Genomic DNA, 12,779 nt, shown 5'->3' on the forward strand with positions numbered 1-12,779 from the left:
CTTTCCTTACTGATTTTTCAGTTGACTGGCAGGAGGAATGGCACAGGCACGCCATGCCGGATAGCATCCCGCAATGACACTGGAAACAACCGCCAGCAAAATGGCAATACTTACCATCAGCAAATCCAGTTGTGCCAGCTCACTGACGAAATCCCCGTATAACGACTTTATCCCTTGTAATCCTACTGCGGCTAACGCCAGTCCCAAAGCGCCACCAATTAGGCCGATAACGGCGGATTCGATGATATATTGGGTGAAAATTGCGCCTTTGCTGGCACCGACAGCACGCCGAAGTGCAATATCGCCAGTGCGCGTAGCGTATTTGGAAAGTAACAGACCGACTGTGTTCAGCAGGCAAACCAGTAAGAAAAGAAAGGCCAGCCACATCATGATTTGGGCGTCATCGGCAACAACTTCTTCGGTCTCCATCCACGTCATGACATCGGGCAAGCGGTTATTTAGCGGACGAGGAAAGCGCCCCATTGCTTTTTGTTCTTGTGCATATGCATCTAAAAATGCCATATAGTTGTCGCGATCTTCCTCAGTCGGCAGCTCAACCCACATCTGATAGTTTACGCACTCCGACTGCAGGAATGCTTGAAACCCTTCACCTTCAGGGCTTTTCCAGCAGTTTGTGTTCCCGCCGTTTGGCAACTCCAGCGTTTCTTTTAATAAAAATGGAATATAGGCATCTTCAGTTTCGTCGAATGCACCGGTGGTCACATCATAAAACTTTGGTACCAGCACCCATTCGTTTAATACGCCAGTCACCGTGAAACGCTTACCGCCGATGGTTACCGAGCGGCCGACAGAGTTCTCACCACCGAACACCCGATCATTCGTCTTTTTGCTGATCACCGTCACCAGCTTGCGTTGCTTGTCATCGCTGTTAGCCCAACCACTGCCGTAAAGAAATGGTGCATCAAACATGGTAAAAAAATCGGTGTAGTTTAAGCGTAACGAGGCCAGGAAAGGCTTGTTGTTTCGGTCTGCAGGCTCTATAACTGCAGCACTTGAGGCCATCGCACTTTGTTTTGACGCCTGTCCTGCCTGCATCAAATTAATGGCATCTCGCCAGGTGATTTGATCCGGCGGCTCATTAGGTTCCTGTGCTGGTTCGTGCGGGCTCCAGCTATCCAATTGCACATAATAAAGCGTATCGCTCTTCTGCGGGATAGGGTTTGAGGACATCAGGTAGTTAACGGTTAGCGTTGTCATACTGGCACCAATGCCTAAGCCAATAGCCAGCATCATGAGCCCGCTGAGATAAGGGTTGCGCCGAATGCTTTTTATCGCCAGGCGTAAGTAATAACCAAACATGACGTCTTCCTTACTGATTAGAAACCATAGCAACAGGAATGATTTGCTCGCTTTCGCTTATGCGGCCATCGCGCACAAACACGTTGCGCTCGGTTTGCATCGCCAGCTCTGGATCATGGGTCACCATCACAATGGTCGTGCCGTTATCGTTAATTTCCTGAAGCAGCGCCATTACGCTTTTTGCCATGTTACTGTCTAAGTTTCCTGTAGGTTCATCGGCTAGCAAAAAGCGTGGTTCTCCTGCCAACGCTCTGGCAATCGCCACACGCTGCTGCTGACCACCGGACAACTGCGAAGGCAAGTGCTTCATGCGATTTGCCAGCCCCACGCGTTCCAAACTCTGTTGAATACGCTTATTCCGTTCAGCTTTGCCAAACCCGCGGTAGCGCAGCGGTACGTCTACGTTGTCGTAAAGGTTAAGATCGGGAATAAGGTTAAAGCTCTGGAAGATAAACCCAATTTTTTCATTGCGCAGTTTGCTGCGCTGCTTATCAGACAGGTGGCTAACATCTTGCCCGTCCAGCGCATATACGCCTGCGGTATAGGTTTCTAAAAGACCCGCGATATTTAAAAACGTGGTTTTTCCTGAACCGGACGGCCCGGTAACGGAAATAAACTCGCCTTCGTTGACGGTAAGGTTAAAATCTCTCAGAGCGTGAGTTTCGACCAGATCGGTCCGAAAGGTTTTAGTTAAATTGGTCATTGTAAGCATGTGCGTTCCTTGTGCAATTATTGGGTAATAAGTACGGTGTCTGCGCCGTTGAACTGGTCGGTTCCTGAAACGATGATCCGATCGTGTATCGCCAGACCTGATACAATTTCGACTGCCGCCAAACTACGTGCGCCCGTGGTGATCGGCACACGATAAGCAACATTGTCTTCAATTTTATAGGCGATACGCCCACTGCCGCTTTCCAGAAACTGTCCGCGTTGCACCATCAGTACGTTCTCTTTGTTTTCCATCAGTATGCGGGTAGTCAGGCGTTGGTTCTGCCGTAGGCCAGTAGGGGGAATAACAGGTTCACCTTGCGCATCTTCAGTCACAAATCTGATGCGGCCAGCCACCTGGTTATCCTGAATTTCCGGAGAAATAGTGACAAGTTTCGCTGGGTACAACCTGCCGTTAAATTCCACTTCTGAAATCATGCCAATGGCAAGGTCATCGGCGTAGCTTTCGGGAATGTCGACTTCTAATTCAAATTCACTTAAATCCACCACGCTCAAAATAGCCTGGTGCTGGGTAACCTGGTTCTTCTGCTGAACAGCCAGGTTACCCACGATACCGTTTACGGGAGAGAGTAAAATCAGTTGGTCAGTTTTGCGCTGTAGGTCCGCCACTTTCAGGGTTTGTCGGTTCAACTGGTGAGTTTTGCTCTGAATTTCAAAGGCGAGACTTTCGACGTTGAGCTGCGCATCCTTTACCGCATGCTGATGAACCAGCCTGGCGTTATGCAGCTCATCTTGTGCTTTCTCATAATCGATTGTGCTGATTGCGTTGGTGGTGTAAGCAGTGTCAGCCCGACGTTTTTCTCTGTCGGCCGCAGTTAAAGCGACAGCCGCCATATCAATGGCTTTTTGATCCTCCAGCATTTGTTTCTTAGCCTGAATTTTCTGACGCTCGATGGCAGTAGACAGTTCACTGAGTACAGCTTGTTCCTGCTCAAGTTCGCTCGTCAACGCAGGGCTTTCAATGCGGGCCAATTCTTGCCCCAGCATTACGTCGTCTCCTGCATCGACACTGAATGTTATAGTGCCTTGGGCGGGACTGTAGAGTTTAGGACTAACGGCAGCCACTACACGCCCCTGAACGGAGAGATCGCGCACCAGGTTTCCCTGCGTCACTTCACCCACACGCAAACGGGAAAAGGGCACGCTGGATTGAGAGCTGCCCCACTGTGTAAGTGCAGGAATAATATAAAATAGTGAAAGAAGTAGTAGCCCAGCGCCACTGATGATTAACAATGGACGCTTGGCGCTTTTTGTAGGCGACAGCAGGGTATCCTGTCCGCTGGTGTCAGCGATATGCATAGCAAGTTCCTGATGAGAGGTTTCTTGCTATGTCGAATGATTCCTAAAGAAAGTTTAAATTGCCATAAATTATTTTTTGTGGATTAGGGGGCGTGTTGACCTTTGCCGTCAGAATCTTGTCCAAAATCAACTTGTTTTGATTGCGGTGCGAGTTATGAAGCCCCCTCTCTTAGTAAAAAAGTCACCTAAGTAAACAGTGAGTAACAAAGAGCAAGATAGGTTATGAAGAACCCTGCAATCGCTGCAAAAATAAACAACAAAGGTCAACAGACTTCAGTATTAATGGCAACATAAGCGATGAAAAAAGGCCGCTGTCGCGACCTGTTTATACAATTTTTGACGGAGACTAGTGGCTTCGACGTCGTTGCATCAAACACGGGATTATCAGCAACATTAACCACCCAAAAGCGCCACCGCCACCAGAACTCGAAGGGCGGTCGTTAACGGTTATGTTTATTTGAGCGGAAGCGGTGTTGCCCATGGCATCCGTTGCTGTCGCTTGTAAAACAATAGTCGCTGTATTTTCTATTTCGGGCGCCGTTAAGGTCACCGTTGGCCGGTTGGAGTTTTGTAACGTCGCTGTCGGACCGGAGACCTGGGACCAGCTTACATTTACCTCATCATCATTAGGATCTGAGACCGTTGCAGTATAAGTCTGGCCCCGTAACTCAGTAATGGAGCTGTTGCCGGAAATACTGACTGTGGGAGCGCCTTCAACCTGAACGCCACTATACACCGCAGATGTTTCCTCGCGCGTCCCGGGAACATTCGTCACGGCAGAGCGCGCATACACCTCAATAGGGCCGGTAGCGGCGTCTTGGTTTAGTCGCACATTGAAACTCAAGTTAGCAACCGCTTCGGTATTTGCTTCAGATGGATAAAAGCAAACCTGAAGATCTTTATGGGATGGTAATTCACTCACGGGGACTGATAAGCCAGCCGTACCCATTGCATTTTCAAAGCCAAAGATACCGGTAAGCGCCTGCGGTGAAGTAAGGTTGGCGTAATGCAAAATTACGGCTGGCATATCCTCATTGTCTTTAGCATTCAGCCACACGCTAAAATCAGGAAGCTCAGTAGCGGTGGCTGCGTCTTCCATTCGTTGCCAGGAAATGACGGCACTACCATCACTCAGACCGGCTACGCCGATCCTGCTGCTATCGTTAACATTCGTTTTCCGCCAGTTAGCTGCAATAACAGCGTTAGGCGCAACCTCGGAAGGCAACGACTGCGAAGTCCAGGGTGACGCACCCAATGTATTGGCAAAGGTAATGTATCCGTCTTTTGTTACGGTAAAACCTGCATAGTCATTACCTAGAAACCGTACCGGATGACGATAGGTTGCGTAGGAATTGACGGTGTCAATTGCCGATATATCTCTACCTGAAGATAACTGCGACAAGGCATCTGAAATTGCGGTACTCGCCGCACAAGTTTTGTCCGTTATGCTATTGGTAAAATAATACGCCGAGGTGGGACGCTCAAGAGCAGGTTGAAGCGTAGTCCATGAAATAACATTACCATTGACAGTCCCGCCGCTACCTACAGAGTCAGGGATTACAGTTACGCTATCAGGCAAAATAACATCAATCGCGTAGCGTCGATCTTCAGACGTGTAGTTTGACATTACGTTAACGGAAAATGTTGAGATTTCACCCACCGACACTCTTTGTGAAGAGGGCGAATCAATATATACATCGTTCTCGCCGCGAATGATATCCACAGATGTGATACCCAGGTTGGTAGGATTGTCATTATCGGTGCCAAGCGCAAAAGCTCCGAAAAAGCGATCGCCGGGAGACGCATCATCAAGGTCCCACAGCAGACGCACATCAAACTCTGCTAACGCGGCGGTGGTATCCGGACCCTGCAGAACCAGGCTAGAATCGGGTGAGCTATCGACGACGGCATAGCTGAGCATAAATGTGTCGGTAGCGCTGGCGAAGGAAGGTTTCCAGTTTTGCAATAATATCCAGTAACGGCCTGCTTCAGGTTGACGCAGATTGATGTATTCATCTGCAGTGAACGAGGTGCTTTCGCCGACCACTTCGCCTTCTTCCGGTATGCCGTTATTGTTTTTGTCGTACAAGATGTACATATCCAGATCAATGGCAGTAACATCGCTGGTTTGCGCCACCAAGCGAATATCACCTTCAGAAACTGTCACTTCTTGTAGGAAAATGCCATCAGAGGTATCATCTAAATAGTCGCTATTGTCGCTGTCACCTTGCAAACTTCCTTTGACAACTGAGGCGGGGATCAGACCGTAAGAGACGTAACTGAAATCTGTGATCTCCACGCTAAGTAAATTTGGCAACAAGTAACTATCATGATTTCTATGTGCGGTAATCTCTAGTTCGTCCGGTATCGTGCCGTTAGCAGCAAAGGCAGCAACAGGAAGATGTAATTCAACGCCAGACGCAGGAGTAAGTAAAAGATTGGCGTATGCCCATTCGTTGCCGTTAATGGCCATTGTATTCATTGTTACCGAAAGGGTTTGTGATTCTCCCTTATCCAAAGCAAAAGAAGATGGCGAAACGCTTACATCAAAATCATCAGTCAGAACATCGAGCGATACCTGCCATTCACCAGCTTCAGCTGCAGTAACTGTTCGGGTTAATGTACAGGTGCCGACGCAATTTGCATCAGTGAAAGCCGGTACATTCAATGAACGCGGCTCGCCACCTGTTGCAGGATTGGCGGCCAGATAATTGTCACGGCTTTCGTCCAACGTTAATGAACTGCGAATGGCTTCATCCACGCGAATGCGGCCTGCTCCCATCTCGAACCAGTTTGCAGCAGAAACGCCATCTTCCCCGGTTACTGCCGTTGTCGCTGTCATCATGAGTACCGAACGAATTTGATCCGGAGTCCAACTAGGGTGCGCTTGTTTAATCAGCGCTCCTGCGCCGGCAACATGAGGGCTGGCCATTGACGTGCCTGAAAGGTAATTGTAGTCAGAAGGGGCAGTGCCGGTTTGATCATGACCGTATTGCTCATCTGAATAAGCCGCGAAAATATTGACGCCCGGCGCGACGAGATGAGGAGTCAACGTGCTTATCGTCGAATTAGGGCCACGAGATGAAAATGACGCCAAAATATCCGCTGATGCCGGATCAATAGTAATTCCTCCTTCTGAGGCAGTAATGGTAGCCATGTGGCCTGAACCAGTTGCCAGCCACTGGCGTAACTCCTTTGCATTGCTGGTGCTAATGTGAATGCCCGGTACAATGTAGACATCATTTGCTAAATCATCTGCGCCACCCGGGACATTAGCAAGCACGTAACCGCCAGCTCCTCCAACTGCCACATTTTTCGCTTTTTGGATGCGCGCAATGTCACCACGATCACAAACCACAATTTCTCCCTGAAACGTTCCTTCAGGGTAGGGTTCAAGACACTGCGCGGGATCGCCGTTAGGATCGTTGCTGTTCGGGTAATTGCCTGCATATACAATTGGTGCGGTAATCTCACCCGTATTGCTTGTTCCGATCATCGGATTGGGAGTAAAGTTTCCGCCTGAGAAGTCGGTCAGGTTTTTCTCATAGTTGATAAAGCGCCCGTGAGTCGTTGCGCCCACCACCGTATACCAGGGAGAGTATTTATCGGTGCTGTAATCGTCTGGCCCGTCATTACCCGCTGAATGCGCAGCAAAGATGCCAGCCTGCTGTACTCTTAGCCAGGCTTTATTGACATTGGAAGACCATGGATCGTCGCCGCCGGAAACAGAAAAATTGACTACATCAACAATGCCAGAGGCCACTACATCATCCAGCGCAGCTAAAATGGCAGAATTGATACAGCCAACATAAGCGTCGCCTTCATCACCAGGCAGGCAAACCTGATAGGAAATAATATTGGCGTGAGGCGCAACGCCAGAAACGCGGTCGTAAACAAAGCCTGATTCTATACCATCACTTTCGTTAACATCGGCTTCTGGAACACGTTCTTTAACATCAAATAATACGTTACCTGCAGCAGTGGCTGCTACATGCGAACCGTGACCGTTGTAATCTTCGCCGTTGCGCTGCAAATTTTTGGTAAAGACATCGCTGTCTGCATACGCGTTCACGATATCAGGATAGCTGAATACACCAATCAGCTTGTCATTACAAAGAGACGGAAAGGACGCCGCGCAATCGCCGAGAAATGCCCCGTTTCCTAGCGGATTAGTATGAGCATATCCATCACCACCTACTGCAGCAAAAGAAGGGTGGTCGGTATTGATGCCAGTGTCCAAAATGGCGATCACCGTGCCTTCACCCTGAAGTGCATTTAACGTAGGTGCAGCAGTGCCATCCCATACCTTATTAGCACCAATAAGTATCGGTCCGGTATCGGTATCAAGATAAACGATTTTGTCCCTTTCTACGTGGCTGACCTGGGGCATCGCGGCTATAGCGGCCGCCTGTTCTGGTGTGGCTTGTATGGCAAAGCCGTTTAAGGCGTACTCATAATTTGCTACAGGCGCAATTTTTCCCACTTTGCCCTTTATTTCAGCAAGCACGTCTTGTTGTTTACCCTGTAAGAAGCCTCGGTACGCTTTTACTGCCGACTGTGAACTGCCACTGATTCGCTGCACACTAGTATTGCCGCTATTCTTAAAATAATGAGCGGTTGCCGAATAGGCAGGGTTAGCTCCTTCGTAGCTAACAACCGGAGCATCATTCAGTTCAACAATATAGATATCACGCTCAGCATAACTTTCATCCAATTTCCAAGGAGTTGTTACGTTATATGACGCTTTTTTATTAACCGAAACCGGCTGCAGCCAGGCGGCATTTGGTTGCTGATCGCTGTTTGCCGATGCCGATGCCGATAGCAGCGCCAGTGCCACTGCAATAGAAGTTGAAATTTTCACAGGCTTACTCCGACTACGGGACATGTCTGAATTTATATTTAGCATTATATGAGTAACACTTTGAACAATAGCAGGTTGCGGGAGACACGAAAACTCCGGTGCCGTGAGAATCATTGACGCCCCTTCGATAGCCATAGTGTAACCATTTATGAAAATATTTGCTTTTTCATTACGCGGCAACAGTATGTAAAAAAGTACGGAAACAAAAAACGGTGGGCAAGAAGACAAAATATTAACGTTAACGGCTACAATTTAACAAATTATTAAAAACTAGGATAATCATCCTCTTTCTGAGGAAACCATCATGATATCTCTCCTAGCTCCGCCTCTTTGAGACAGGTAAATAGCAAGGTGATTTAATTCGAGATGGTCTAGCATAAGGACACAATGGTACTAACGGTACCGCCTTACAAAAGAGGGATCAAAAGTGCAAGACAGAAATCATCTCGCACGGGTATCTACCACGCATCAGGTTAACATTATTGAAAATGGCCTGATTGATATTCCGATGCTGCAAATCCTCAAGCCAGACGGTAGCCTCCACGAGCAGGCTGTTGAACCGGACATATCAGAGCAAACAGCCCGAAAAATATACGATACCATGGAGTACACGCGGGTACTTGATGAACGTATGATTGGCGCGCAGCGTCAGGGTCGCATCAGTTTTTATTTGGCATCGACGGGTGAAGAAGCCGCGGTAGTTGCCAGTGCTGCAGCCTTAAGCGATCAGGACATGATCATGTCGCAGTATCGGGAGCAGGGAGCACTAGCGTATCGCGGTTACACGACTCAACAGTTCATGAACCAGATGTTCAGCAACGAAAAAGATCCTAATAAAGGTCGGCAGATGCCGATTCATTATGGTGATAAAGAATTGAACTTCATGACGATTTCGTCGCCGTTAGGAACGCAGATCCCGCAAGCATCCGGCTATGCCTATGGACAAAAAATGGCTGGTAAAGACGCCATTACTATTTGTTATTTTGGTGAAGGTGCAGCGTCAGAGGGTGACTTTCATGCAGGCTTAAACATGGCGGCGGTACTGCATTGTCCAGTCATTTTCTTCTGTCGCAACAACGGCTATGCCATCTCCACACCTGCTGAAGAGCAGTTTGCTGGCGATGGCATTGCGTCGAGAGGCTTAGGATACGGCGTAAAAACGATCAGGGTTGACGGCAACGATCCTCTGGCAGTCTTTGCCGCCACACAGCATGCAAGAAAACTTGCCCTTGATGAGAAATGCCCTGTTTTAATTGAAGCTATGACCTATCGGTTAGCCGCGCATTCCACCTCGGATGATCCAACGGGATATCGCTCTCGTGACGAAGAAGATAAATGGCGCGCTAAGGATCCCATCCTCCGTATGGCAAAATGGATGAAGCAAAAAGGCTGGTTCGATGAAGAGGCCAACAAAAAACTCATTGAATCGTCTCGTCAGGCGGTGCTCAGTGCATTAAAAGAAGCAGAAAAAGTCGCCATTAATCCCATTGAAGATATCGTTAACGACGTCTACTCAGAAGTGCCCTGGCACTTACAAGAGCAGCTGGAAAACCTTAAATCTCATATTCGTCTATATCCGCAGATGTACCCGAAAACCTCAGGGAGAGTGAAATAATGGCAAAGATGAATTTATTACAAGCCATCAACAGCGCTCTTATTACCGCGATGGAGCAAGATAAGCGGGTGATGGTTTTTGGTGAAGATGTTGGCCATTTTGGCGGCGTATTTCGGGCAACCAGTAATTTACAACAAAAGTTTGGTAGAGACCGCTGTTTCAACACGCCTCTAACGGAGCAGGGGATTATCGGCTTTGCGAATGGCCTAGCGTCGCAAGGATCTGTCCCGGTGGCTGAAATTCAGTTCGGCGACTATATTTTTCCGGCGTTTGATCAGATAGTCAATGAGACCGCGAAGTTTCGTTATCGCTCGGGCGGTCAGTTTTCCTGTGGAACCTTGACTATACGCACCCCATACGGCGGCGGAATTGCCGGCGGACATTATCATAGCCAGTCGCCAGAAGCCTTTTTCGCGCATATTCCCGGTATGAAAATTGTCATTCCTCGCAATCCTTATCAGGCAAAAGGCCTGCTGTTAGCATCCATTCGAGATGACAATCCAGTACTGTTTATGGAACCGAAACGGCTCTACCGCGCTTCAGTGAGTGACGTGCCGGAAGATGATTACGAGCTACCCTTAGGTAAGGCAGATATTGTTGAAGAAGGCAGCGACATCACTTTGGTGGGATGGGGCGCACAGATAGAAGTGCTGCAAAAGGCCGCAGAAATGGCCCTGGAAGATGGCGTGTCTTGTGAAATTATCGACCTACGCAGTATTTTACCCTGGGATGCCGAGGCGGTTGTCGATTCGGTAAGGAAAACCGGGCGCTTACTCGTCAATCATGAAGCCCCACAGACAGGTGGCTTTGCCAGTGAAATTGCAGCAACTGTGCAGGAAAAATGCTTTTTATATCTTGAAGCGCCTATTGCCCGGGTGTGTGGTCTGGACACGCCCTATCCGCTGGCACATGAAAAAGAATACATGCCTGATCAGTACAAAACGTATGAAGCCATCAAGCGCACAATGAACTATTAAGGGTAGGCATTATGACAACAGAATTTATTTTACCCGATATTGGCGAAGGTATTGTTGAGTGTGAACTGCTTGAATGGCTCGTCAGTGAAGGCGAACACATTGCTGAAGATCAGCCAGTCGCTGAAGTGATGACAGATAAGGCCACAGTTCAAATTCCAGCTATGCATGCAGGAACTGTAGTAAAATTGCACTACAAAGTTGGCGATATTGCTCAAGTGCACAAACCGCTTTTTGCAATGTCTATTGAGGGCGCCAGCCCTGGAAACGACGATCATGCTGATGCTTCTGCCGCTGATCCCCAAAAACAGTCTGAAAACGAAGCGTCTCAGTTTGCTCATCAAAGTGAGCTGGGCAGCGATGTGGAAGACTTCATTTTGCCCGACATCGGCGAGGGCATCGTCGAGTGTGAAATTGTTAAATGGCATGTGCAGGAAGGCGATGCTATTGAGGAAGACCAGCCGGTTGTCGAAGTAATGACAGATAAAGCGGTGGTAGAAATTCCTGCTAAACATGCCGGGACGGTTCACAAGTTATATTATCAACAAGGCGATATTGCCAAAGTTCACGCTCCATTATTCGCATTATCCGTAGCCAGCACAAGCGCGGAGAAATCGACAGCAGCGCTGACGTCAGACAACGATGAGACTACAGAAGCTATAGCGGCATCGCCGTCTACAAAACCCGTATCCGAGCAGCGATTTGCTGACGGCGCTTACGAACCACCGGTAGTTATTCCTGGAAAAGTTTTAGCCAGCCCGGCGGTGCGCAGAATGGCCAGAGAACAAGAGATTAATCTTGCTGATATTACCGGGTCTGGGAAAAAGGGGCGCATTCTTAAAAAAGACCTTCAAAATTCGTCAGCTTCTGCAACTCTCATGGCTAACAATGAAACTTCAGGCGCAGTGACAAACGAGAATCCAGGACAGGGCGGTGTAAGAGTAGAGAAGGTACGTGGCGTGCGTGCGGCAATGGCTAAACAGATGTCCGCTTCCGTACACACCATTCCGCATTTCACCGTGAGTGATGAGCTTCAGATGGATGCGCTCATGTTACTGAGAAGTTCACTTAAGCCGGAATTCGCCGAACAAGGTATTAAGTTGAGTTTTATGCCTTTCTTCATAAAGGCACTGTCTTTAGCTCTGCAGAAATTTCCCATTATTAATAGTCAACTGAATAACGATGGCTCTGAACTTCATTTTTTTGATGATCATAATATTGGTTTTGCAGTGGATTCAAAAATTGGTTTACTCGTGCCGAATATCAAGCGTGTGCAGGATCTCTCTTTGTTGGAGATTGCCAGCCAGATGCAAGAAATTATTGAGAAAGCGCGTGAGGGTAAATTGAGCGGCGATTCTCTTAAAGGCGGCACCATAAGCATTTCCAATATTGGCGCGTTAGGCGGCATTACAGCTACACCGGTGATAAATAAGCCGGAAGCTGCCATTGTAGCGTTAGGGAAAACGCAAAAACTTCCCCGCTTTAACGACGATGGTAGTGTGATTGCGCAACATATTATGCAGGTTAACTGGTCAGGGGATCATCGAATCATAGACGGTGCGACTATGGTTAAATTTAACAATCTGTGGTGTAAATATTTAGCAGACCCTGTAAAAATGCTAATGCATTTACGGTAGGTTGATAATGTAGCGCAGCAAAACCTGACACTGTTTTTTACGGCGGTTCGAAACGGTGTTGGGGCTATTACCAGGGCAACCGCATGAGTGAGCGAAAAACCATCAGCTGTGAAAATACGTAATATTTTCTTATCCGATACGCCGTAAAATCATTCCTGATGGCTCTGCTGGAGCATCCATGCTCCAGAAGTTCGGCTAAGTAACTTTCACTTAATGTTTAATAAATATTCACGAATTCGCCCTGGTAATCACTATAATACCGGAAAAATCCTTTAATGCCCGCAACGGCAGATGTTCACGTTACTTGCTCTTGTTTACCTTTGGGAGCTACATGTAGAATAACG

Annotated in this window: 8 protein-coding genes; 4 read left to right on the forward strand and 4 right to left on the reverse strand. The window is 48.0% G+C overall.

Translation table 11 applies throughout. From position 1 onward, the window contains the following. Window positions 1-6 precede the first annotated feature (6 nt). The 4 genes from CA267_RS18410 to CA267_RS19170 all read right to left on the reverse strand — a co-directional run bounded on the left by CA267_RS18410 (window position 7) and on the right by CA267_RS19170 (window position 8,209). Window positions 7-1,320, reverse strand: a complete 1,314-nt coding sequence (locus CA267_RS18410; RefSeq protein WP_075609433.1) for an ABC transporter permease — start codon at window positions 1,318-1,320, stop codon at window positions 7-9. Between the two features lie 10 nt (window positions 1,321-1,330). Then, window positions 1,331-2,032: an ABC transporter ATP-binding protein gene (locus tag CA267_RS18415; protein ID WP_075609432.1), complete on the reverse strand. Its 702-nt coding sequence runs from the start codon at window positions 2,030-2,032 to the stop codon at window positions 1,331-1,333. A 17-nt stretch (window positions 2,033-2,049) separates the two neighbouring features. After that, window positions 2,050-3,348 (reverse strand): efflux RND transporter periplasmic adaptor subunit, encoded by a 1,299-nt coding sequence (locus CA267_RS18420; RefSeq protein WP_075609431.1) that lies wholly within the window; start codon window positions 3,346-3,348, stop codon window positions 2,050-2,052. A 346-nt stretch (window positions 3,349-3,694) separates the two neighbouring features. Beyond that, window positions 3,695-8,209, reverse strand: coding sequence for a S8 family peptidase (locus tag CA267_RS19170; RefSeq protein WP_170669091.1), 4,515 nt, complete (start codon window positions 8,207-8,209; stop codon window positions 3,695-3,697). On the opposite strand from CA267_RS19170, the gene CA267_RS19265 reads away from it, so the two are divergent. The 4 genes from CA267_RS19265 to CA267_RS18445 all read left to right on the forward strand — a co-directional run bounded on the left by CA267_RS19265 (window position 8,197) and on the right by CA267_RS18445 (window position 12,435). Continuing rightward, entirely contained in the window at window positions 8,197-8,265 is a 69-nt protein-coding gene (locus CA267_RS19265; protein WP_170669111.1) for a hypothetical protein, read from the forward strand. The genes CA267_RS19170 and CA267_RS19265 overlap by 13 nt on opposite strands. A gap of 371 nt (window positions 8,266-8,636) precedes the next feature. Beyond that, a complete protein-coding gene (locus CA267_RS18435) occupies window positions 8,637-9,824 on the forward strand; it encodes a thiamine pyrophosphate-dependent dehydrogenase E1 component subunit alpha (RefSeq protein ID WP_075609430.1) in 1,188 nt (395 codons plus the stop codon). Next, window positions 9,824-10,801, forward strand: coding sequence for an alpha-ketoacid dehydrogenase subunit beta (locus CA267_RS18440; RefSeq protein ID WP_075609429.1), 978 nt, complete (start codon window positions 9,824-9,826; stop codon window positions 10,799-10,801). Before CA267_RS18435 ends, CA267_RS18440 begins: the two co-directional genes overlap by 1 nt. Window positions 10,802-10,812: 11 nt before the next feature. After that, window positions 10,813-12,435 (forward strand): dihydrolipoyllysine-residue acetyltransferase, encoded by a 1,623-nt coding sequence (locus CA267_RS18445; RefSeq protein ID WP_075609428.1) that lies wholly within the window; start codon window positions 10,813-10,815, stop codon window positions 12,433-12,435. Window positions 12,436-12,779 lie beyond the last annotated feature (344 nt).

This window comes from Alteromonas pelagimontana (assembly GCF_002499975.2).
Lineage (GTDB): Bacteria > Pseudomonadota > Gammaproteobacteria > Enterobacterales > Alteromonadaceae > Alteromonas > Alteromonas pelagimontana.

Coding starts and splice junctions, on each gene's coding strand:
- CA267_RS18415 (WP_075609432.1), bottom strand. CDS start 2,032: ATGCTTACAATGACCAATTTAACTAAAACCTTTCGGACCGATCTGGTC.
- CA267_RS18420 (WP_075609431.1), bottom strand. CDS start 3,348: ATGCATATCGCTGACACCAGCGGACAGGATACCCTGCTGTCGCCTACA.
- CA267_RS18445 (WP_075609428.1), top strand. CDS start 10,813: ATGACAACAGAATTTATTTTACCCGATATTGGCGAAGGTATTGTTGAG.
- CA267_RS18440 (WP_075609429.1), top strand. CDS start 9,824: ATGGCAAAGATGAATTTATTACAAGCCATCAACAGCGCTCTTATTACC.
- CA267_RS18410 (WP_075609433.1), bottom strand. CDS start 1,320: ATGTTTGGTTATTACTTACGCCTGGCGATAAAAAGCATTCGGCGCAAC.